The sequence below is a fragment of the Pseudomonas salomonii genome, from assembly GCF_900107155.1.
Taxonomy (GTDB): domain Bacteria; phylum Pseudomonadota; class Gammaproteobacteria; order Pseudomonadales; family Pseudomonadaceae; genus Aquipseudomonas; species Aquipseudomonas salomonii.
This window is the reverse complement of sequence record NZ_FNOX01000007.1, coordinates 136,511-158,625: the sequence shown is the minus strand read 5'-3', so window position 1 is coordinate 158,625 and position 22,115 is coordinate 136,511. Positions and strand designations below refer to the sequence as shown.

At 60.0% G+C, this 22,115-nt stretch carries 20 protein-coding genes; 7 read left to right on the top strand and 13 right to left on the bottom strand.

The window, feature by feature from the left end; genetic code table 11:
• Positions 1-14: 14 nt before the first annotated feature.
• Positions 15-422, bottom strand: coding sequence for a flagellar basal body-associated protein FliL (locus BLV67_RS17220; RefSeq protein ID WP_056860760.1), 408 nt, complete (start codon positions 420-422; stop codon positions 15-17).
• Between the two features lie 150 nt (positions 423-572).
• Between BLV67_RS17220 and BLV67_RS17215 the strand changes: the two genes are divergently transcribed.
• Both BLV67_RS17215 and glpT read left to right on the top strand, forming a co-directional pair.
• Entirely contained in the window at positions 573-1,550 is a 978-nt protein-coding gene (locus BLV67_RS17215) for an NADPH:quinone oxidoreductase family protein (protein ID WP_065931846.1), read from the top strand.
• 236 nt (positions 1,551-1,786) lie between these two features.
• Positions 1,787-3,124, top strand: coding sequence for a glycerol-3-phosphate transporter (gene glpT, locus BLV67_RS17210; protein ID WP_053258586.1), 1,338 nt, complete (start codon positions 1,787-1,789; stop codon positions 3,122-3,124).
• Here glpT and BLV67_RS17205 read toward each other — a convergent pair.
• Together BLV67_RS17205 and BLV67_RS17200 are read right to left on the bottom strand one after the other, a co-directional pair.
• Positions 3,121-3,774 carry a gamma-glutamylcyclotransferase gene (locus tag BLV67_RS17205; protein ID WP_065931847.1) on the bottom strand — a complete coding sequence of 218 codons (654 nt, stop codon included), beginning with the start codon at positions 3,772-3,774 and terminating at the stop codon, positions 3,121-3,123. The two genes, glpT and BLV67_RS17205, sit on opposite strands and share 4 nt — an antisense overlap.
• Positions 3,775-3,800: 26 nt before the next feature.
• Entirely contained in the window at positions 3,801-6,182 is a 2,382-nt protein-coding gene (locus BLV67_RS17200) for a TonB-dependent receptor plug domain-containing protein (protein WP_069787107.1), read from the bottom strand.
• Between the two features lie 301 nt (positions 6,183-6,483).
• On the opposite strand from BLV67_RS17200, the gene BLV67_RS17195 reads away from it, so the two are divergent.
• Positions 6,484-6,960: a sn-glycerol-3-phosphate transporter gene (locus BLV67_RS17195; RefSeq protein WP_065931849.1), complete on the top strand. Its 477-nt coding sequence runs from the start codon at positions 6,484-6,486 to the stop codon at positions 6,958-6,960.
• Between the two features lie 123 nt (positions 6,961-7,083).
• Here BLV67_RS17195 and BLV67_RS17190 read toward each other — a convergent pair whose 3' ends face one another.
• From BLV67_RS17190 to BLV67_RS17160, 6 genes are all read right to left on the bottom strand, one after another.
• Positions 7,084-8,052: a CDP-6-deoxy-delta-3,4-glucoseen reductase gene (locus BLV67_RS17190; protein WP_065931850.1), complete on the bottom strand. Its 969-nt coding sequence runs from the start codon at positions 8,050-8,052 to the stop codon at positions 7,084-7,086.
• Positions 8,052-9,518, bottom strand: coding sequence for a 4-hydroxy-3-polyprenylbenzoate decarboxylase (ubiD, locus tag BLV67_RS17185; protein ID WP_069787108.1), 1,467 nt, complete (start codon positions 9,516-9,518; stop codon positions 8,052-8,054). The genes BLV67_RS17190 and ubiD overlap by 1 nt, the downstream gene beginning before the upstream one ends.
• Before the next feature lie 59 nt (positions 9,519-9,577).
• A complete protein-coding gene (locus tag BLV67_RS17180) occupies positions 9,578-11,581 on the bottom strand; it encodes an acyltransferase family protein (protein ID WP_065931852.1) in 2,004 nt (667 codons plus the stop codon).
• 155 nt (positions 11,582-11,736) lie between these two features.
• Entirely contained in the window at positions 11,737-12,996 is a 1,260-nt protein-coding gene (rho, locus tag BLV67_RS17175) for a transcription termination factor Rho (RefSeq protein WP_003176825.1), read from the bottom strand.
• 236 nt (positions 12,997-13,232) lie between these two features.
• Positions 13,233-13,562, bottom strand: a complete 330-nt coding sequence (gene trxA / locus BLV67_RS17165; protein ID WP_003213989.1) for a thioredoxin TrxA — start codon at positions 13,560-13,562, stop codon at positions 13,233-13,235.
• Positions 13,563-13,682: 120 nt separating this feature from the next.
• Complete coding sequence (locus BLV67_RS17160; protein ID WP_065931853.1) at positions 13,683-14,378, bottom strand: FadR/GntR family transcriptional regulator; 696 nt, start codon at positions 14,376-14,378, stop codon at positions 13,683-13,685.
• A 256-nt stretch (positions 14,379-14,634) separates the two neighbouring features.
• Between BLV67_RS17160 and BLV67_RS17155 the strand changes: the two genes are divergently transcribed.
• The 4 genes from BLV67_RS17155 to BLV67_RS17140 are packed head-to-tail and all read left to right on the top strand — an operon-like array spanning position 14,635 to position 17,474.
• A complete protein-coding gene (locus tag BLV67_RS17155; RefSeq protein ID WP_056860769.1) occupies positions 14,635-15,420 on the top strand; it encodes a transporter substrate-binding domain-containing protein in 786 nt (261 codons plus the stop codon).
• Positions 15,421-15,434: 14 nt separating this feature from the next.
• Positions 15,435-16,103: an amino acid ABC transporter permease gene (locus BLV67_RS17150; protein WP_056860770.1), complete on the top strand. Its 669-nt coding sequence runs from the start codon at positions 15,435-15,437 to the stop codon at positions 16,101-16,103.
• On the top strand, positions 16,100-16,750 hold the full coding sequence (locus tag BLV67_RS17145) for an amino acid ABC transporter permease (protein ID WP_065931855.1): 651 nt from the start codon (positions 16,100-16,102) through the stop codon (positions 16,748-16,750). Before BLV67_RS17150 ends, BLV67_RS17145 begins: the two co-directional genes overlap by 4 nt.
• Entirely contained in the window at positions 16,737-17,474 is a 738-nt protein-coding gene (locus tag BLV67_RS17140) for an amino acid ABC transporter ATP-binding protein (protein WP_017135248.1), read from the top strand. The genes BLV67_RS17145 and BLV67_RS17140 overlap by 14 nt, the downstream gene beginning before the upstream one ends.
• Positions 17,475-17,478: 4 nt before the next feature.
• Here BLV67_RS17140 and BLV67_RS17135 read toward each other — a convergent pair whose 3' ends face one another.
• The 4 genes from BLV67_RS17135 to BLV67_RS17120 all read right to left on the bottom strand — a co-directional run bounded on the left by BLV67_RS17135 (position 17,479) and on the right by BLV67_RS17120 (position 22,017).
• Complete coding sequence (locus BLV67_RS17135) at positions 17,479-17,988, bottom strand: DUF1120 domain-containing protein (protein ID WP_341865591.1); 510 nt, start codon at positions 17,986-17,988, stop codon at positions 17,479-17,481.
• A 52-nt stretch (positions 17,989-18,040) separates the two neighbouring features.
• Complete coding sequence (locus BLV67_RS17130; RefSeq protein WP_069787152.1) at positions 18,041-20,533, bottom strand: fimbria/pilus outer membrane usher protein; 2,493 nt, start codon at positions 20,531-20,533, stop codon at positions 18,041-18,043.
• The gene (locus tag BLV67_RS17125; protein WP_256122264.1) at positions 20,523-21,233 is read right to left on the bottom strand and encodes a fimbria/pilus chaperone family protein; all 711 of its coding nucleotides are present in this window, start codon (positions 21,231-21,233) and stop codon (positions 20,523-20,525) included. Before BLV67_RS17125 ends, BLV67_RS17130 begins: the two co-directional genes overlap by 11 nt.
• Before the next feature lie 127 nt (positions 21,234-21,360).
• The gene (locus BLV67_RS17120; protein WP_065931857.1) at positions 21,361-22,017 is read right to left on the bottom strand and encodes a DUF1120 domain-containing protein; all 657 of its coding nucleotides are present in this window, start codon (positions 22,015-22,017) and stop codon (positions 21,361-21,363) included.
• Between the last annotated feature and the right edge of the window lie 98 nt (positions 22,018-22,115).

The following is a 22,115-nucleotide window of genomic DNA, read 5'->3' as shown; positions in this document are numbered from 1 at the left end:
GCGAAGCGCCCGCTTTACTGGATAATCAAGTTGTTGAAGAGCAGGTCTTCGACCACCGGCTTGCCAGTCTCATCGTTCATGACTTGCTGGGTTTGCTTCAGGGCTTCCTGGCGCAGTTTTTCTTTGCCCTCGACCGTGCTCATGGCTTCGTTGGTCTGCTGGGTAAACAGTGCCACCAGTTGGTTACGAATCAGCGGGTCGTTGGCTTTGACGGCCGCGGCCGCTTCAGGCCCGGTCACGCGCAGGGCGATGTCGGCCTTGTAGACCCGCAATTTCGCCGTGCCATCCAGGCCGTAGTTGCCCACAAAGGGTGGGGTCAGGCTGATATAGCTGACCTTCGGCGCCTCGCCTTCTTTCGCTTCTTCGGCCTGGGCTGCCATCGGCAAGGTCAGGGCGAGCATCAACAGGATCCACGCTTTCACAGTTCATTCCTCGAATTCGGTTGCCGGGTAGCATAACGCTAGCAAGGCTGAGTACAAGCTTATGGCGACTTATCAGGGCCGGGCATGCTCGTTGACCCACGGGCGTACCCTCCTACACTTATCGGCCACGACGCCAAAAGGAATAGTCCGATGAAAGCTGTGCTGTGCAAAGCCTTCGGCCCCGCCGAAACCCTGGTGCTGGAAGAGATCGCCAGCCCCGCGATCAAGAAGAACGAAATCCTGCTGGACGTGCACGCGGCCGGGGTAAATTTCCCGGACACCTTGATCATCGAGGGCAAGTACCAGTTCAAACCACCCTTCCCGTTTTCGCCGGGTGGCGAAGCGGCGGGGGTGGTCAGCGAAGTGGGTGAAAAGGTCAGCCACCTCAAAGTCGGCGACCGGGTCATGGCCCTGACCGGCTGGGGCAGCTTTGCCGAACAGGTCGCGGTGCCGGGCTATAACGTGCTGCCGATCCCGCCGAGTATGGATTTCAACACCGCCGCCGCCTTCAGCATGACCTACGGCACCTCGATGCATGCGCTGAAGCAACGCGCCAACCTGCAACCCGGCGAAACCCTGCTGGTGCTCGGCGCCTCCGGCGGTGTGGGCCTAGCCGCCGTGGAAATCGGCAAAGCCATGGGCGCCCGGGTGATTGCCGCCGCCAGCAGCGCCGACAAACTCGCCGTGGCCAAGGCGGCCGGCGCGGACGAGCTGATCAACTACAGCGAAGCCAGCCTCAAGGATGAAATCAAGCGCCTGACCGACGGCAATGGTGTCGACGTGATCTACGACCCCGTCGGCGGCGACCTGTTTGACCAGGCCGTGCGCGGCATTGCCTGGAACGGCCGCCTGCTGGTGGTGGGTTTCGCCAGCGGGCGCATTCCCGAACTGCCGGTGAACCTCGCGCTGCTCAAGGGCGCGTCGGTGGTCGGGGTGTTCTGGGGTTCGTTCGCCCAACGCCAGCCGCAGGACAATGCGGCGAACTTCCAGCAGTTGTTCACCTGGTATGGCGAGGGCAAGTTGAAGCCGTTGGTGTCGCAGGTGTATCCGCTTGAGCAGGCCGCGCAGGCGATCAATGACCTGGGGCAACGCAGGGCTGTGGGCAAAATCGTGGTCCAGACCCGCTGAATGCGGTTCATGTGGGAGCTGGCTTGCCTGCGATAGCGGTGGGTCAGCTCCCACAGTTGATCTCTTCGGTCTTAAGACCCGATACCGACCCACACTTATCTATTCGCGACATGTTCGTAAGAGAACATGCAATCGCTCCAGTTTCCTGTGTTTGCAGATAAGAGGCGATGCTATTTTCGGTAACGAAACTGTAACATTCGCATCCGCAGTCAAAACAAGAAATTTGGAGCTCTTGAATGTTTGCTTTCTTTCGTCCTGCCGCACACCAGGCGCCCCTGCCTGAAGAAAAAATAGACAGTACCTATCGACGGCTGCGCTGGCAGATCTTCGCCGGTATTTTCTTTGGCTACGCGGGCTACTACCTGCTGCGTAAAAACTTCTCGCTGGCCATGCCGTATCTGATCGACGAGGGTTACACCCGTGGCGAGCTGGGCCTGGCCATGTCGGCCATCGCGATTGCCTACGGCTTGTCCAAGTTCCTGATGGGCCTGGTGTCCGACCGCTCCAACCCGCGCTACTTCCTGCCCTTTGGCCTGTTGATATCGGCCGGGGTGATGTTCATTTTCGGTTTCGCGCCTTGGGCGACGTCCAGCGTAACCATGATGTTCATTTTGCTGTTCATCAACGGCTGGGCCCAGGGCATGGGCTGGCCGCCGAGTGGGCGCACCATGGTGCACTGGTGGTCGCAGAAAGAACGCGGCGGCGTGGTGTCGGTGTGGAACGTGGCGCATAACGTCGGCGGCGGCCTGATCGGCCCGCTGTTCCTGCTGGGCATGGCCTGGTTCAACGACTGGCATGCGGCGTTCTATGTGCCGGCGACCGTGGCATTGGCCGTGGCGGCATTTGCCTTCATCACCATGCGCGACACCCCGCAATCGGTCGGCCTGCCACCCATCGAGCAGTACAAGAACGACTACCCGGAAGGCTACAACGCCAGCCACGAAGACGAGTTCAGCGCCAAGGAAATCTTCGTCAAGTACGTGCTGCGCAACAAAATGCTGTGGTACATCGCCTTCGCCAACGTGTTCGTCTACCTGCTGCGCTACGGCGTACTGGACTGGGCACCGACGTACCTCAAGGAAGCCAAGCACTTCGACGTGGATAAAACCTCGTGGGCGTACTTCTTCTATGAGTGGGCGGGCATTCCCGGCACGCTGCTGTGCGGCTGGATGTCGGACAAAATCTTCCGTGGCAACCGTGGCCTGACCGGCATCGTGTTCATGGCGTTGGTCACCGTGGCGACCCTGGTTTACTGGCTCAACCCGCCGGGCAACCCGATGGTCGACATGATTGCACTGTTCTCCATCGGCTTCCTGATCTACGGCCCGGTAATGCTGATCGGCCTGCAGGCGCTGGAACTGGCGCCGAAAAAAGCCGCGGGCACGGCCGCAGGCTTCACCGGCTTGTTTGGTTACCTGGGCGGTTCGGTGGCAGCGAGTGCGGCCATGGGCTACACCGTGGACCATTTCGGCTGGGACGGTGGTTTTGTGTTGCTGGTGGGCGCGTGCCTGTTGGCGATTGCATTCCTGATCCCAACACTGTGGCACACCAACAGCGTCAGCTCGGCGCGTTAATTTGCGCCGCAGTCTTTGGCACAACGCTTGAGCCGCGCCTCCAGGTTTTTATCTGGCATGGCGTGGCTACGCAGGGCGTTCACGGTCTGCTCGACATAATCGCGAGTGGTGCCGTAACGCCCGCAAGCGCTTTGCAACACGTGGTTAAGCACGATATCGGGCAGGTTGCCGGCATAGCTGGGCAAGTGCCGCTCCAACACAAACCCCAGCGCCTGCACCTGACTGCCATCTTCCAGGCGGCAACTGAGCCAGTGCGGCCGGTATGACGGGTAAGGCATCTCGCGCTGCCACAAGGCATAAAGCGAGGCCTCAAGCTGGTCTTCCGGCAAACGGTAGGCAAACCCGCTGCACGAACCGCCGCGATCCAGGCCGAACACCAACCCCGGCGACTCCGGCGTGCCTCGATGCTCGTGTGACCACAGGTACAGGCCGCGATGGTAGCCGTGAACCCGTGCGCGCATGCGCTGGGTCGACGAGCATTCGGGACGCCAGATCAGCGAACCATAAGCAAATAGCCAGACCGGCCCGCCCTTATGCCTGGCCATGGTGGCCTGCATCGAACTCATTAATTGCTCGTGAGTCAGTTGCGGCCCCAGATCGAGCCGCGGAGGGTAAGCCAATTGCAACAGATCGGTTTCAATAACGGTCATGGCGGATCGCTTAGGTCTCCTGCGTGTTACCAGTTGTAAGCAACTTTACCGTAATAAAACGCGCCGCTGTAACCGTACGGCGAAAAAGTGCTGTAGGCGAGGTTGCCGCCGCTGCTGGCGTAGGCATTGACCTTCTCCGGGTATTTATCGGTGATGTTGTCGCCGCCCAGGGTGAAGGTCCAGTTCTTGAGCTTGTAGTCTGCCGACAAGTCCAGCACCCAGGCGGCCTTGAAGGTTTGGTCATTGACCTTGTCCGCCTGGTAGCTGGTGAATTCACCATAGCGCACCAGGTTGCTGTGCAGCGCCCAATTGCCGTAAGTGAAGTCGTTGCCCAGGCTGAGCTTGTGTTGCGGCGTGGTATCACCCAGCAAACCGATGCGTTCACGGCGGTCTACCCGCACCAGGTTGGCGCCCAGACTGTCCAGAATCGCCGGGTTGGGCTTCACGTCGGTCACTTTGGTGTGGTTGTAGTTGTAGCCCACGGTGCTGTTCCAGCGGATACCGTTATCGAATTGGTAGCGATAGTTGGCCACCAGGTCGACGCCGTCGGTGCTGGTGTCGGTGGCGTTGGTAAAGTAACGGGCGCTGGTGTAGTTGATATTGCCGACCCCATTAGCCTGCAGATAGGCAATGGTGGCCGGGTTGAGATTGAGGTTGGACGACAGGCTGATGCGGTCGCGGATGTCGATGCGGTACACGTCGAGCGTCACGGTCAGGTCATCGGCAGGCTCCAGCACCAGGCCGAGGCTGTAGTTGCGTGACTTCTCGGCTTTGAGGTCTTCGGCGCCCAACAGCCGGGCGACCTGGCTGTTGGCCGGGAAGGTGCCGGCTTCCTGGAGGGTGTTGCCGATCAGCTGCGACGAGGTGTAGGCAAAGTTCTGCTGGGCCAGGGACGGCGCACGGAAACCATTGGAAACGCTGCCACGCAGGGCCACTTGCGGGGTGAAGTCATAACGCGCCGACAGGGAGCCGCTGACATTGGAGCCGAAGTCGCTGTAGTCCTCATGACGCACGGCGGCCGAGGCACTGAGTTTTTCGGTGAAGTTGGTTTCCAGGTCCAGGTACTGAGCCCAGTTGTGCCGCGAGGTGCTGCCGGCGTCGGCATCACGGAACCCACCCAGGCCCGAACTGCCGGTCTGGTAGTAGGACGCCGGTTCGCCCGCTTCAATTTGATAACCCTGGCGCAGGTATTCGCCGCCAAAGGCCACCGACACCGGGTACGGCAAAAAGCCCACGTCGAACTCACGGGACAGGTCCAGGCTGACCTGGCGTTGATCGTTGCTCAGGGTGCCGTTGTTAAATTTGCGTGGCGTGGCCAGGCCGAGTGAAGTGTTGATGGTTTCGGTGCCCAGTTCGTACTGGTTCTTGCCGTAGTTGGCCGACAGGTCGTAGTGCCAATCGTAGGCCAGCAAGCCGCGCAGGCCGACCACCAAGGACGTGTCTTCCAGATTGCCCTTGATCAGCGGCAGGTAGCCATTGGGGTTGAGCGCCGGGATGTTGTTGGACGCATTGCTCGCCCGATAGAACGCCGCCGTTTCGCCACGGCGCTTGCTGTAACCGCCGAAGGTGTAGAACTCGGCTGCATCATTGAAGGAATATTCGGAGTTGAACTGGAATTTGCCTTCATTGGTGGCCGGCTCGCCCTGACGGAACACGCGCTGACCATAGGTGGTGGAACCCACGCTGCCAGGGCGCAAGTCGTCGCCGGCGCGGTTGGTGTAGTCGTTGTCGGCGCCTTCGCCCGAAACGTTGATAAAGCCGTTATCACCCAAGGCAAACCCGCTGTTGCCGCTGACGTTGCGCTGGATGCCATCACCCTTCTTGTACTCGCCAAACTTGGTCGAGACAGAGCCGCCGTGGTCGTCGTGCTTGAGGATCACGTTGATCACCCCGGCAATCGCGTCCGAGCCATAGCGCGCCGACGCGCCATCGCGCAGCACTTCGATATGGTCGACCGCCGACAACGGGATCGCATTCAAATCCGCCGGCGCCGAACCGCGCCCCACCGCGCCGCCCAGGTTGACGAAAGCACTGGTGTGGCGGCGCTTACCGTTGACCAGCACCAACACCTGATCCGGCGACAAGCCGCGCAACTGCGCCGGGCGTACCAGTTCGGCACCGTCCACCAGGCTGGGCCGCGGGAAGTTGATGGAAGGAATCAGACGTGCCAACACCGCGCCCAGCTCATCGGAGCCGGTGCTGCGCAATGTGTCACCGGAAATGACATCGATGGGCGACAACGAAGCACTGGCGGTGCGCTCTTGGGCGCGGGTGCCGGTGACAATCACGGTGTCGAGTTTGGGTGCTTCGGCGGCTGTTTCGTCCGCCCGCACCGGATTGAATCCCACAGCAGTCAGCAAATTGGCCGACAAAATAGCTGTGTACGCATGTTTCTTGTAACTCCCCATACCGCTCCCCTGCCACTCAAACCTGGCAATCAAAAAATCAAAGCTTCAATGCTCTGAGTTCACACGATCGGTCCGGCTGGCGGGCGGTAGCGGTCAGTTACTGGTTGTTGACGATAAGGCGGTAGTCCGTTGGCTTATAGCCTAATTAGATTATTCCTACATTTAAAATATCTTAATTGCATAAGCATAGGCGGCCGTGTTTTCAGCGCTGGTTCAGGTCATGCCCAACACAAGCCGCCAAACTGCAGATGTTTAGCGACCCACATTAGCCGCCTCTTCAAACGACTATCGAGGTCGAACCATGAAATACCTGTTTTCAGGTCTGCTGCTTTTGCTGCAAACCACCACTGCTCTGGCTTCCGAGGCCGCCGCCAATGACAACAAAGGTTTCTGGTACGCCCAGACCAGTGTCTACACCCGCCATTTTTCTCCGGACCCAAAGCACAATAACAATCAGGATTTGATCAACCTGGAACGTAACGAGGCGTCGGGGTTGGTGTATGGCGGGGCGACGTTTCGCAACTCGTTCAGCCAGCGCTCGTATTACGTCTACGCCGGCAAGCGCTACGATATTGGCGACTCGCCGTTCTATATGAAGGTGACCGCAGGCGCGCTACAGGGCTATCGCGGTAAGTACCGCGACAAAATCCCGCTCAACCGTTATGGCGTGGCACCGGCGATCATTCCGTCAGTGGGGGTTCACTTCGGCCCGGTGGCCAGCGAATTGGTGTTGCTGGGGTTCAATGCGGCGATGCTGACGGCAGGCGTGCGTTTCTAAGAAAACCGCATAGCTGTGTGGGAGCTGGCTTGCCTGCGATAGCGGTGTATCAGCTGCAGGTGTGTTAGCTGACCCACCGCTATCGCAGGCAAGCCAGCTCCCACACTGGTTCAGCTCAAGGCTTCAAGGGCGCGGCGCGTAGGCGAACACATCGGCACGCATCTGGTGTGCATCCATGCCGGCGTCCACCAATGCGTCCAGCGTGCCGTAGATCATCGCCGGAGAACCACTGGCGTAGACGTGCACCGCCTTGAGGTCGCTGATGTCTTCACACACAGCCTCATGCAGCAGCCCGCAGCGCCCTTCCCAACCGCACAGGTCACTGACCACTTTGTGCAGGAACAGGTTGGGCAGTTGCTGCCATTGCTCCCAGTGTTCAATCTCGTAGAAGTCTTCCGGGCGGCGCACGCCCCAATACAGGTGCACAGGGTGCTTGAAACCCGAGGCGCGGCAATGCTCGATCAGGCTGTGCATCTGCGCCATGCCGGTGCCGGCGGCGATCAGCACCAGCGGCCCGTCCGGTAGTTCGGCCAAGTGAGTATCACCAAACGGCAGTTCAACACGGGCCATCTGGTTACGTTGCAACTGCTCGATCAGATTACGCGCACTGTCCTCGCGCACCAGCACATGCAGTTCCAGCTCGCGCCCGGCATGAGGCGCCGAGGCCAGGGAAAACGCCGATTTATCGCCATTGTCGCGCTCGATCATCAGGTATTGCCCGGCGTGGTAACGCACCGCCTTGCCGGCCGGCGCGCGCAGGCGCACGCGCCATACATCGCCACCGACCTCCACGCATTCACTTAATTGGCACGACAACTTGCGCAACGGCAACTCTCCCGGCGCCAGCACGCCATCCCATAACACAATGCAATCTTCCAGCGGTTCGGCGATGCAGGTGTAGAACTCACCATGGTCACGCACCTCACCGGCTTGCCGCACCCGGCCTTCCACCAGCAGCGCGGCACACACATGGCACACGCCATTGCGACACGCCTGTGGGCACTCGTAGCCCAGGCGGCGCGCGCCTTCGAGGATTCGCTCGCCAGGGACCAGCTCCAATACGGCGCCGGAAGGTTGCAGGGTTACACGCATCAATCTATTCCCAATTCTTTCCAGATCGCATCAACACGTGCGGTCACAGCGTCATCCTTGACGATCACCCGGCCCCATTCGCGGGTAGTCTCACCCGGCCATTTGTGGGTGGCATCCAGGCCCATCTTCGAGCCCAGGCCCGATACCGGCGAAGCAAAGTCGAGGTAGTCGATCGGCGTGTTATCGATCATCACCGTGTCGCGCTTAGGGTCCATGCGCGTGGTAATGGCCCAGATCACGTCGTTCCAGTCCCGCGCATTGATGTCGTCGTCGGTGACGATAACGAACTTGGTGTACATGAACTGTCGCAAAAACGACCACACACCGAGCATTACCCGCTTGGCATGGCCTGGGTACGACTTCTTCATGGTCACGATGGCCATGCGGTACGAGCAGCCCTCGGGCGGCAGGTAGAAGTCGGTGATTTCCGGGAACTGCTTTTGCAGGATCGGCACGAACACTTCGTTGAGCGCCACACCGAGAATGGCGGGCTCATCCGGCGGACGGCCGGTGTAGGTGCTGTGGTAGATCGGTTTGATCCGGTGGGTGATGCGCTCGACGGTGAACACCGGGAAGCTGTCGACTTCGTTGTAGTAGCCGGTGTGGTCGCCGTAAGGGCCTTCATCGGCCATTTCGCCCGGATGAATCACGCCTTCGAGGATGATTTCGGCGGTGGCCGGCACTTGCAGGTCGTTGCCACGGCACTTCACCAGCTCGGTGCGGTTGCCGCGCAGCAGGCCGGCGAAGGCATATTCGGACAGGCTGTCGGGTACCGGCGTCACGGCACCGAGGATGGTCGCCGGGTCGGCGCCCAGGGCCACGGACACAGGGAACGGCTTGCCAGGGTGTTTTTCGCACCACTCACGGAAGTCCAGCGCGCCGCCACGGTGACTCAGCCAGCGCATGATCACCTTGTTGCGGCCGATCACTTGCTGACGGTAGATCCCCAGGTTCTGGCGATCCTTGTTCGGGCCTTTGGTGACGGTCAGGCCCCAGGTGATCAGCGGGCCGACGTCGCCCGGCCAGCAGGTCTGCACCGGCAACATGGCCAGGTCGACGTCATCGCCTTCGATGACCACTTCCTGGCACACCGCGTCCTTGACCACTTTGGGCGCCATGGCAATGATCTTGCGAAAGATCGGCAGCTTCGACCAGGCGTCCTTCAAGCCCTTGGGTGGCTCGGGCTCCTTGAGGAAGGCCAGCAGCTTGCCGATCTCGCGCAGCTCGCTGACCGACTCGGCGCCCATGCCAAACGCAACGCGGTCGGGCGTGCCGAACAGGTTGCCGAGCACCGGGATATCAAAGCCGGTCGGGTTTTCGAACAGCAGCGCCGGGCCCTTGTTGCGCAAGGTACGGTCGCAAATCTCAGTCATTTCCAGCACCGGGGAAATCGGCACCTGGATACGTTTCAACTCTCCGCGCTGCTCAAGTTGCTGCACGAAATCCCGAAGATCCTTGAATTTCATTAACCATGCCACCCGTAAAATAGGCGTACATCCTACCTGCTCTTAAGAGCGCTGGCAGCTTATTGCACGTCATTGCGACTCACACCCGACTCAACGGCCTCATTACGCATGGCGTGGAAGAAGGGCTCAAGGAACCCTTCCACATAACGCGTGCCCACGGCTGAGAGGTGGTTGTCATCGGTATACAGCGACTGGCCATCGCGCTCGACCCGGCACCAGCCGTTCGTCTCGCACAGCTTGGGCGCCGGGTCCATGAGCTGGACACCGGGGTCAGCCGCAGCGATGCGCTCAAACACGCTGCTGATGAAGGCTTGGCGCTCGACGTGCTCGGCCAGGGGCAAACCTTCGCGGTCGGTCGGGCGCCCCAGCATCGCCAGGCGGCTGAGCCGGTAAGGCACGTTGAACGCCTGCAACGGCACCTCCTTGACCAGCCACACCCTGTGCCCGCTGGCACGCAGTTGCTGCACCAGCGCACTCACACCCTCGGCAAACAGTCGTTCAGCGACGGCGCGGTCATACTTGCCCGTCTGCGGGTCATGAAGGGAGGCGCCGGTGTCGCCGGAGCGCTGGCCATAGACGTAAAGGCTCCAGCGGGCTACCAGCACCACATCACTGAACGGTTCCTTGCTCAATAACTGGGTGACACGCTCGTTGAACGCTCGGCAGCCCGGGGTGTTTTCTTTGCGGTCGAACGGCAGGCACCCGGCGTAACCGGCCTGGGTGATGCCGAAGTCGTACTTGCGTGAGCCGTCATTCAACGCAGGAATGAGTGCCGAGGCATGGCTGTCGCCCCAGACCAATGCGCGGGCAGCACTGGCCTGCGGGCCAAAGTGGCAAAGTTTGCGGTGTGGGTCTTTCTTGTCATCCGACAGGCAGCTCATGAGCGTAGGGCTCCAGGTATGCGCCTGGGCAAATTGCAACGCCTGGGGCGACAGCCGCGATGCAAACCCATCCGACCACACCAGGCCTTTGCCGATCAGGCCCAGGCCGGCGAGCCCGACAAGGCCCGCGATCAGGATCGCCCGACGACCCGCCAGCAGGCGCCGCTCACGAAACGGCCCCTCGACGAACCGCCAGGACAGGTAACCCAACACCAGGCTCAAGACGAACAGACCCGCCAGCGCCCAGGACGACAGGCCAAAAATACTCGCGTACTTGCCAAACACCAGCACCGGCCAGTGCCACAGGTACCACGAATAGGAAATCAGCCCAATCCCGACCAGCACACGACTGCCCAGCAAGCGCCCGACCCAGGTGGCGTGTTGGCCGTTGGCCCAAATCAACCCCACCACGCCCAATACCGGCAACAAGGCCGCAGCGCCAGGGAACGCAGTGCTGGCGTCATAACCCAATACCGCCACCAGAATCAGGCCCAGGCTGAACAGACTGACCGTTTGCGCCAACAGCGGACTTACCCGCCCTGCCCGCGCCGGCATCACCGCCAACATGGACCCGGCCAGCAATTCCCAGGCACGCATGGGCAGCAGGAAGAACGCCTTGTCCGGCTCATGGGCCACGGCCCACACGCTCGCCGCAAACGACACCAGCAGCAACACAAACAAAGCGCTGCGCCACTGCTTCAGCCGGCTCGACAACAGCGCCAGCAAGAGTGGAAAGGCGATGTAGAACTGCTCTTCAACCGAGAGCGACCAGGTGTGCAACATCGGCTTCATATCGGAGGCCGTGTCGAAGTAGCCATCCTGACGCATGAAGAACAGATTGGAGATGAAAATAACCTGATTGTGTATCGAGCGCCCAAGCTCTGAGTAATCTTTGGGCGCCATCAGGAACCAGCCGGCCACCAACGAGGTGAACATCATCACAAGCAACGCAGGCAGGATACGCCGTGCCCGTCGCGCCCAAAAATCGACAAAGCTGAAACGCCCAGCTTCACGCTCGCGCCAGATGATCGAGGTGATCAGGAAGCCTGAAATCACGAAGAACACATCAACGCCGACAAAACCGCCAGTAATACCAGGAACACCAAAATGGAACAGCACGACAGCGAGGACAGCAATGGCGCGCAGGCCATCAATGTCTCTTCGGTAAGCAAGAGCGGTCATAAATCGTAGATCAGCCTGATTCGAATGGAGATGAGCGTAGCCACGCTCAGCCTTTTTGTTTCTTAACTGACACTATTACCGCACAAATCTCACTTTTCCGATGCAAAAAAAATGGCGCCCCGAAGGGCGCCATTTTTTGGACCTGAAGCGTCGTATTACTTACGCTTCATCGACAGGAAGAACTCGTCGTTGGTCTTGGTGGTTTTCAGCTTGTCGATCAGGAACTCGATGGCGGCTACTTCGTCCATCGGGTGCAGCAGCTTGCGCAGGATCCACATGCGCTGCAGTTCGTCGTCGGCGGTCAGCAACTCTTCACGGCGGGTGCCGGAGCGGTTGATGTTGATCGCTGGGAACACACGCTTTTCAGCGATGCGACGGTCCAGGGGCAGTTCCATGTTGCCGGTACCCTTGAACTCTTCGTAGATCACTTCGTCCATCTTCGAGCCGGTTTCAACCAGCGCGGTGGCGATAATGGTCAGCGAGCCGCCTTCTTCGATGTTGCGCGCAGCACCGAAGAAACGCTTTGGTTTCTCCAGGGCGTGGGCATCGACACCACCGGTGAGGACCTTGCCGGAGCTTGGGATCACGGTGTTGTAGGCACGCGCCAGACGGGTGATGGAGTCGAGCAGGATGACCACGTCTTTCTTGTGTTCAACCAGGCGCTTGGCCTTCTCGATCACCATTTCGGCAACCTGCACGTGGCGGGTTGGCGGCTCATCGAACGTCGAGGCAACCACTTCGCCGCGCACGGTGCGCTGCATTTCGGTCACTTCCTCCGGGCGCTCATCGATCAGCAATACGATCAGGTGAACTTCCGGGTTGTTACGCGCGATGTTCGCTGCAATGTTCTGCAGCATGATGGTCTTACCGGCTTTCGGCGGTGCGACGATCAGGCCGCGCTGGCCTTTGCCGATCGGCGCGCACAGGTCGATGACACGACCGGTCAAGTCTTCGGTGGAACCGTTACCGGCTTCCATCTTCATGCGCACGGTCGGGAACAGCGGCGTCAGGTTCTCGAAGAGAATCTTGTTCTTCGCGTTCTCAGGACGATCGAAGTTGATCGTGTCGACCTTGAGCAGGGCGAAATAACGCTCGCCTTCCTTCGGAGGACGGATCTTGCCAACGATGGTGTCACCGGTGCGCAAGTTGAAGCGACGGATCTGGCTCGGCGAGACGTAGATATCGTCTGGGCCGGCAAGATAGGAAGCGTCTGCAGAGCGGAGGAAGCCGAAGCCGTCCTGGAGAATCTCCAGCACGCCATCACCGGAGATTTCCTCGCCGCTTTTCGCGTGCTTTTTGAGCAGGGAGAAAATCACGTCCTGCTTGCGCGAACGGGCCATATTTTCTATGCCCATTTCTTCGGCCAGTTGGAGCAGGTCGGTAATCGGCTTTTGCTTGAGTTCAGTCAGATTCATATAGGAATGACGTAATCATTTATGGAGGGGGGGAAATTAAGCTTTTGGCTTAATGAGGCCGCGCCGCAGAGAAGGCGACAGGATCGCGTACTAATCGAAAAGGAATGCGTCGGCGACGGCTTGCAGGGGGCAGTGGAGAAACCAGTGCGGGGCCGAATGTACCACCTGAATTTCGGAGCGTCTAGCCCTGTTTCACGAAAAAGCCCCGCTATTTTGCGGGGCTTTTTTGACGACGCTTAGATGTTCGCGTCGAGGAAAGCTTGCAGCTGGGACTTCGACAGCGCGCCCACTTTAGTGGCTTCGACGTTGCCGTTCTTGAACAGCATCAGGGTCGGGATACCACGCACGCCGTGCTTGGCCGGGGTTTCCTGGTTGTCGTCGATGTTCAGCTTGGCAATGGTCAGCTTGCCTTCGTAAGTGGTCGCAATGTCGTCCAGAACAGGGGCGATCATTTTGCAAGGGCCACACCATTCAGCCCAGTAGTCAACCAGTACCGGGCCTTGAGCCTTGAGTACTTCGGCCTCAAAGGTCGCGTCGGTGACGTGCTTGATAAGATCGTTGCTCATGGATGTCTCCGGATTGTAAGCAAAAAAAACGTGGCCCATCATAGCCGCCCTTCCCCCGTTCAGGAAGCCGCCTCTGATTGAGTCTTGCTATGGCGCCGCATGAGTTTGGGTATAGCTCACTCACGGCGTCACGGCAGTCACGAAGGCGATGCCTGTACGCAACGCCGCATTGCGCACGTGTTCCTGCATGGTTTTCTGCGCCGCCGCACTGGCGCGCCGGGCCAGGGCACGCAGGATCCTGCGGTGTTCTTGCCAGGTCTCCATGGCCCGTTCCGGCCGGATGAACGGTAGCTTCTGGCTCTCCAGGAACACCTCGGCACTGGCACTCAGGATGCTCACCATCGCCTGGTTACCGCTGGCCAGCAGGATCCGTTGATGAAACTCGAAGTCCAAGCGGGCAGCGGCTTCGAAGTCGCCGGCCTTGAGTACTTTGCGCATGGCCTCGACATTGTCTTGCAGGCTGTCCAGCTCATCGGGGCTCAATGTTACCGCCGCCAACCCCGCAGCAAACCCTTCCAGGGCGTAGCGCAACTGGAAGATATCCAGCGGCGTGGCCTGGGCGGCGAAGGGCCAGGCAAACCCCGGCGCCTCTTGCACCTCTTGCACAAACACGCCTTTACCCGGCTGCACACTCACCACGCCCAGAGCACTTAAAGACGACAACGCCTCGCGCAACGACGCCCGACTCACGCCCAACTGTACCGCCAGGTCGCGCTGGGACGGCAACGCGTCACCCGCGGCAAAGCCCTGTTCCTTGATCAGTTTACGGATGGCCTGCAGGGCCGCTTCCGGTACGGCTTGGGCGATGGAATTCATAAAAAACTCAAGGTTGCAGTCAACGGAGCGGCTAGTTGTAAAGCTATTCGCAGCCGGCGGCAAGCCACGCCCCAAAGGGGCTCGCGGGGTTTTATCGACGCTCGAAAAAGGTGCGAAAACCCTGCGCACTGTTCAGACCAGTAAGACCACCAGACCTCAACAAATCCCGGCGTTCCAGGCCATTGATGCGGTGATGGCATGGGCCGTGCAATGGCTCGAAACAGAATATTCCCGCGCCCTTCTCCGGAGAGTTGCCATGACCAAGCGCTACAGCGCCCTGCTCACTGCCCTGTTTGCCAGCCTGATGCTGAGCCAGGCGCCCGCCCATGCCAACGGTCTGGACGATATCGTCGCCCGTGGCACCCTCAAGGTGGCCGTGCCCCAGGACTTCCCGCCGTTCGGCTCGGTTGGCCCGGACATGAAACCCCGTGGCCTGGACATCGACACCGCCAAGCTGCTGGCCGACCGGCTCAAGGTCAAGCTGGAGCTGACCCCGGTCAACAGCACCAACCGTATCCCGTTCCTCACTACCGGCAAGGTCGATCTGGTGATTTCCAGCCTGGGCAAGAATGCCGAGCGCGAAAAGGTCATCGACTTCTCCAAGGCCTACGCGCCGTTCTACCTGGCCGTGTTCGGCCCGCCTGATGCGGCCATCCACACCACCGATGACCTCAAGGGCAAGACCATCAGCGTGACGCGCGGCGCCATCGAAGACATCGAGCTGACCGCCGTGGCGCCCAAGGAAGCCACGATCAAGCGCTTCGAAGACAACAACTCCACGATCGCCGCCTACCTGGCCGGCCAGGTCGACCTGATCGCCAGCGGCAACGTGGTGATGGTCGCGATCAGCGAGCGCAGCAACAAACGCGGGCTGGCGCTGAAGGTGAAACTCAAGGATTCGCCGGTGTACGTGGGCGTAAACAAAAACGAGCCGGCGCTGCTGGAGAAGGTCAACCAGATCCTGGTCGCGGCCAAGGCCGATGGCAGCCTGGAAAAGAACGCGATGCAGTGGCTTAAAGAACCACTGCCTGCCGATCTGTAATGCGGAGCTGATTCATGGCGTATCAATTTGACTTTGTGCCGGTGCTGGCCAATACCGACCTGCTGCTACGCGGCGCGCTGTTCACCCTTGAGCTGACGGCTATCGGCACGATCCTCGGGGTGGCCTTGGGCACCGTCGGCGCCGTGGTGCGGGCATGGAAGATCCAGCCGTTTTCCTGGATCTTCGGGGTGTATGTCGAGTTGATCCGCAACACGCCGTTTCTGGTGCAGTTGTTCTTCATCTTCTTCGGCCTGCCGTCCCTGGGGCTGAAAATCACCGAGTGGCAAGCCGCCGTACTGGCGATGGTGATCAACCTGGGGGCGTACTCCACCGAGATCATTCGCGCCGGCATCCAGGCAGTCCCAAGCGGCCAGCTGGAAGCCGCAGCGGCATTGGCGATGACGCGTTTCGAGGCGTTCCGCCATGTGGTGCTGCTGCCGGCACTGGGCAAGGTGTGGCCGGCCTTGAGCAGCCAGATCATCATCGTGATGCTCGGCTCGGCGGTGTGTTCACAGATCGCCACCGAAGAGCTGAGCTTTGCCGCCAACTTCATCCAGTCGCGCAACTTCCGTGCCTTCGAAACCTATGCACTGACCACTCTGGTGTACCTGTGCATGGCGCTGATGATTCGCCAGTTGCTCAACTGGATCGGCCGTCGCTACGTAATGAGGAACAGCCGATGAGTGATTTCTCCTTCTGGGACATCGTGCGCAACCTCGCCACCGGCCTGCAATGGACCTTGCTGCTGTCGCTGGTGGCCTTTGTCGGCGGCGGCGTCATCGGGTTGTTGGTGATGACCCTGCGCATCAGCCGTAAAGCCTTCCCGCGCAATGTCGCGCGCACCTATATCGAGCTGTTCCAGGGCACGCCGCTGCTGATGCAGCTGTTCCTGGTGTTTTTCGGCATTGCGCTGCTGGGTGTGGATATCTCGCCCTGGCTGGCGGCGGCGATTGCCTTGACCCTGTTCACCAGTGCTTACCTGGCCGAGATCTGGCGCGGCTGCGTCGAATCGATTGCCCACGGGCAATGGGAAGCATCGGCCAGCCTGGCGCTTAACCCGCTTGAACAACTGCGCTACGTGATCCTGCCGCAAGCCCTGCGCATTGCCGTGGCGCCCACCGTGGGCTTCTCGGTGCAGGTGGTCAAAGGCACCGCCGTGACCTCGATCATCGGTTTTACCGAACTGACCAAAACCGGCGGCATGCTCGCCAACGCTACCTTCGAGCCCTTTATGGTCTACGGCCTGGTGGCCCTCGGTTACTTCCTGCTCTGCTACCCCTTGTCCCTCAGTGCGCGCTACCTGGAAAGGAGACTGCATGCCTCTGCTTAGAATTTCCGCCCTGCATAAGTACTACGGCGATCACCACGTCCTCAAAGGCATCGACCTGACCGTTGAAGAAGGCCAAGTGGTGGCGATTATCGGCCGCAGCGGCTCAGGCAAGTCCACTTTGCTGCGGACCCTCAACGGTCTGGAATCGATCAACGACGGCGTGATTGAAGTCGATGGTGAATACCTCGACGCCGCCCGCGCCGACCTGCGCAGCCTGCGGCAGAAAGTCGGGATGGTGTTCCAGCAGTTCAACCTGTTCCCACACCTGACCGTGGGAGAGAACGTCATGCTCGCGCCACAAGTGGTGCAGAAAGTGCCCAAGGCCAAGGCCGCCCAGCTTGCCCGGCAGATGCTGGAGCGGGTCGGGCTGGGGGAAAAGTTTGACGCTTTCCCTGATCGCCTGTCCGGCGGCCAGCAGCAACGGGTGGCCATTGCCCGCGCGCTGGCCATGTCGCCCAAGGTGCTGCTGTGCGATGAAATCACCTCGGCGCTGGACCCGGAGCTGGTCAATGAAGTGCTCAGTGTGGTGCGCCAACTGGCCAAGGACGGCATGACCCTGATCATGGTGACCCACGAAATGCGCTTTGCGCGGGAAGTCGGGGACAAGCTGGTGTTCATGCATCAGGGCAAGGTGCATGAAGTGGGCGACCCCAAGACCTTGTTCGCAAACCCGAAGACGCCGGAATTCGCCAATTTCATTGGCTCGGTGGAACAACCGGGCTGACCGGTCAGCCGCCAGGCAACCATTCAAAGTGCCCCTGACCTTCGAAGACGGTCTCGTGGCGCACCGAAAAGGCATCGGGCGGCAGGTAAGTGTCGATCTCCACTTGCGCTGAAAAGCGTGTGCCGGTCAGCGGCACCCCCCCGGCTTTGGCAATCAATACCTGGCCGGGCAGTAAATGCCCCAGGGCAGACGTGTCTGTTGATTGCATCGAGTAAAGTTCGACAGCGCGACCATCGACCAAGGCATGTTTGAGGGCCAGGGTGAAACTGCCCTGGCGCCCGAATCGAAAGCCTTGCGTCCCTGCCGGTACGCCGGTAAAGCGCAGGGCGACAACCCCGGGTTCGGCACACACGACGCTCAGTTGCAGGGTACGTTTGCCCAAAATAACCGGCTGGTTGCTGATCTGCTCATCCAGCAGTTCTGCGCGCCTGAGCATGCCGTAGTCGACCCTGGGCTGGCTGATCGAGAGGCGACAATCATTCGCCGAAGCATCCTGGGCAGCTATCGAGAGCATGAACAACAAGCCAAGCCCCAGGCACATTCGGCGGACGGGGTGCTGTACGGTTTTACTGGGCACGACAGACCGCCGAAGCCGTTTCATAGAGCTTGTCCTCTTGGGGTTGCGACTCAAGGTTCAGATGCAGCAAACACGCGCGCGTAGAGCCCGGCGGCGAAACGCTGAGGATTTGCCCGTCATCCATATTGTTCAAAAAGATCAGGCCCTCGCCCACCACATTGGTCAGGTAGGTATTGTCCGGGCCAAACACCGCAGAGCCCTGGGGCAGAGGCGCACCTTGGTCATCGCGGACTTCAAGCAATACCCGACGAACATTCACCACCTGGAAATCCACGGTATTGAATGACCCGCGCCCAGCGGCGAGGATTTTGGTGCCGTTCTTGAGATCGACCCGCTTGGGCAAGGACTGGGTCTGCACTTCCAGACGGCTGGTGGTGTAAGCCGGCAAGCCGGGTATCACTGCATGCCCACGGTAGTCCGTCCACACCGGGCCTTGTGGGGTCGAGACCTTGGCCGCCGACACATCGCCCACCGATAGAACACCGAAGGTGTCCTGCACCTTATAGGGAGAAAAGGTCAGGCCGCGTTCGTGAGCGACCACGGCGCCTTGCAGTTGCCCGTTATAGCTGGTGCTCGTGGGCGTGCGATTCATGCCCAGGCCAACCCGGGTATAACGCGGTATCACATCGACGTTTGCGCGCACCGCTTGCTGGCGGTCCTGCAGATCCCGCTCAACGCCCACTTCGTAGTTCACATATTCATTGACCCGTTCGGACAACGCCGTGCCCATATCGGCGCGGCCATTGCGGCGACTGGCGTAGGATGTCAGGCGGCGATCGTCACCAAAGGGCACCGTGACCTGCAGGCGCAAGGACACCCCTTCCGGCGATACCTCATCACGCATACCCCGCTCACGGCTTGCGGTCTTGCGCCGCCGCGATGCGCCCACCTGCGAGTCGGCGATCAACGCCACATCGACCTGCCTGAAACCCTTGCTCCACGAGGCAAATACATTTTCGGCAAGCTGACCATCAAACTGGGTACTGCGTGCGTAGTTAACCGCAAAGGCCCCCAGGGTCGGGTCAGCCCAACTGAGGCCCGCCGTGTACTGATTCTGGAAGCGAGTCTGCAGCTCATCTTTTTTCAAGCGCCGGCCCGCTTCGAGGACATCCCGATAGCCTTGGCTTTGGGTCGTCGCGCTCAGGCTCATCTCAATACCCGCCACCAACGGGCTGCTCAGGGACAGGGAGCTGCGGCCGCCGTCCACACCCACCTCGCCATCGCGCGAGAGGTTATGCCGGGCACTGACAGTCACCCGCTGGAAAAACACGCTGCTAAAGGTGCCACCGGCCGAGTGATACTCATCGGTGCTCAATAAACCAAACCCAAGGGATGACTGCCTGCCCAGCCCCCAGGTGCCACTGCCCATGGCGACAGTCGGCGCCTCGCGACCATCACTTAGTTGTTCGCGCACCTTGCCAAGGGCGAAGTCAAAACCCGGAGTTACGCCAATGGCCGCACTGAAGGAGGCCGCCGGCACCACGAAACTGCGAGTGCCCCCCCGGGTGCCGATAACGCTGACTTCCAGGTCGCTGGTGCCATTGAGCAAGGGCAAGCCAGTCAGGCTGAACGGCCCCTCAGGCACCAACGTGGTATGAATCAGCGCGCCGGACTGGCGCACCTCGACACGCGCCTGGCTGTGGGCCACCCCCTCCACCACCACGCCATTACTGGCGCCGGTGCGCGATACGCCATCCGGAAACAGCTGAAAGCCCGACAGCTGAACCCCACCGAACACCGGACTTTGGGTAGAGATCTGGCCCACCTGGAACGTCGAGCGCAACGCGGCAATGTCACGCTGGGCGTAGGCCTGCACATGTTCGCTGCGACTTTTACCGTTATCAGAGATGAAGAACTGCCGACTGCGGACCACCCAATTACCCAGATTGAATCCCGCCTCAGTGTAAGCCGAAACGAACCGGCTGGGGCCACTGCGCGCCTGGGTCTGAAACCCGAGCACATCGTAGTTGAACAACGCTGCCGCACCGCCCTCGGAAAAACTCCCCGCTTCCCATTCAGCCTCACGCAGGGACTGGGTAGGCACGACCAGAGCAACCTCTTCTCTGCCCGGCTGCAGCCTGACGATGGTCGCGGGGAACTCACCCATGAAATCGTGACACGCCTGATCGGCCGAAATGCCCGATTGCACGATTGCGGCGGGTACTTTGAGTCCGGCTTTTTCAAGCAGACCCTGGGTAAAGCACAGCTGTCCCTGATAATCGAAACGGGCCTCGACCAGACCCAGGGAGTTTCCGTTGACGCGCAGTCCCACTACCTGCATGCCCTCACGAAACCGCGCCGCACTGCGAAAGTAGTCGGAAACCTTCGGATCGATGCCATAGCTGGCCAAGACAGCCAGATCAAAGCCCTCCCCCAACTCGCCCGCCCAAGCAAAACCGGGGGCACCCCACAAGGCGGCCAACCCCAAGAAAAGCCCTGAGCGGCGGCCTGCCGGGCTGGGTAGCGACTGATTAACCCTCATGGCCCAGTACATCTGCCTGGTAATCATCGACGGCAAAACCAAACACCGTGGCCGGCTGTAGCCGCACCGAGGTCACCTCGCTCACCGGCCCCTCGGTCTTGAGCGTCAACACCTCGCCGGGCAGGATATAAGTGCGGGGCAGCAAGCCGATTTGCTTCAGCGGATTAAGCTGTACCTCCAACCCCATCCGCACCACATAGGCACTGTCGTTATGTACGCTCAAGCGATCACCCTGGCGCTTCCACTTAAGCAGTTCCCAGGGTGCCTCGTGCCGGGGCAAACCTGCCGGGTGCAGGATCAACGGCAAGTTTTGACGCAGGGTGATACCAATGGTCGCACCACCGGGTTCACGCGCCTGGGGAATACCCTCAAAGGACACACGTTTGAGACGCTGAGTCTTGAGCGGTGTCTTCAAGGTACTGATAAACCGAACCAGTTGCGTCTCCTCTGGCTCCACGCGAGCAATGGGCGGGGTGACAATCAACAGGGTTTCAAGATCCTCGGGCACGTTTTCAATGACGGAGTGCAGTAATGCGGGAGTTGGATCGGTGTTTTTGATATTAATCGTGGCTTCGCCATTTTCCTCATAAAGAATGACAACCGTGGTTTCAGGCAACATACCGTCGGCATAGGCTGTGCCGTACAATAGCAACGCCATACAGCACGATATAGAAACAATTATTCTTGAAAGACCGATCACCGAGTTCTCCCTGGAACACTTACAAATAAATAAACACTTGTAATCTCCCAGCCATGTAAAAACAGCCGATAACAAACCAGGGGCATGCTGACGACCTCTGCCTCGCATCGACTGTCATTCAAAAGGCTTAGATGTAATTCAGCACCAGGGTCGCGTGACCATCCAGTGTCACATTACCGGTGAGGTTCAGGTCAGCCGCGCGATTGATCACAGCTTTAACGGCAATAACACCGGAGAGCTGGGAGATCGCCGCTGGCGCATAGGGTGCGCCGTTACGCCAGGAGTGCTGACTGGGCGCCTGGGTCACCTTGCCGTCGCTGGCTTGCCAGGCAGCTGTCGTGCTCGAGCGTACGATCGGCCAAAGCGCCTGTCCGCTGGACGTCAAGTTCCTGAGGGTGACCGAATAGCCGCCGGTGCGCTTGCCACCGGGCGCGCCCAGGCCAAAGTTCTGGGCCTCGGTATAGTTTGCGCCCAATATGCCGGGGACTTTACTGAAGGCTCGCAAGTCAGTCACCGTCAAGCCAAACCTCGCAGGCGTTTGACCGCAATTGACGACCAGCGCTGTGGAGCGCTCCTCACGCGGGTTGAAATTCGTCCGGGACAATTCGGCGGCGCGAATCGTGCCATAGTCAATAACCCCGCCGGCGGTCACGCTGATACTGCAAGCTGCCGGAGTGATGGTGCCCTTGACGATCAGGTTGCCGGTCGGGTTGTTTGTAGCATAGGCGCCCACACTGGCAACCAGACACGCTACACCCACGGCCAAGCCAAATACTTTTTTCATGTTTTACCCATCATTAGAAGTTAACAGGCGTTACTAATTAAAGACTGAAAAGCTCCGCTTCCAAAACACGACACTCCCTGACATAAAAGCCCATAAGC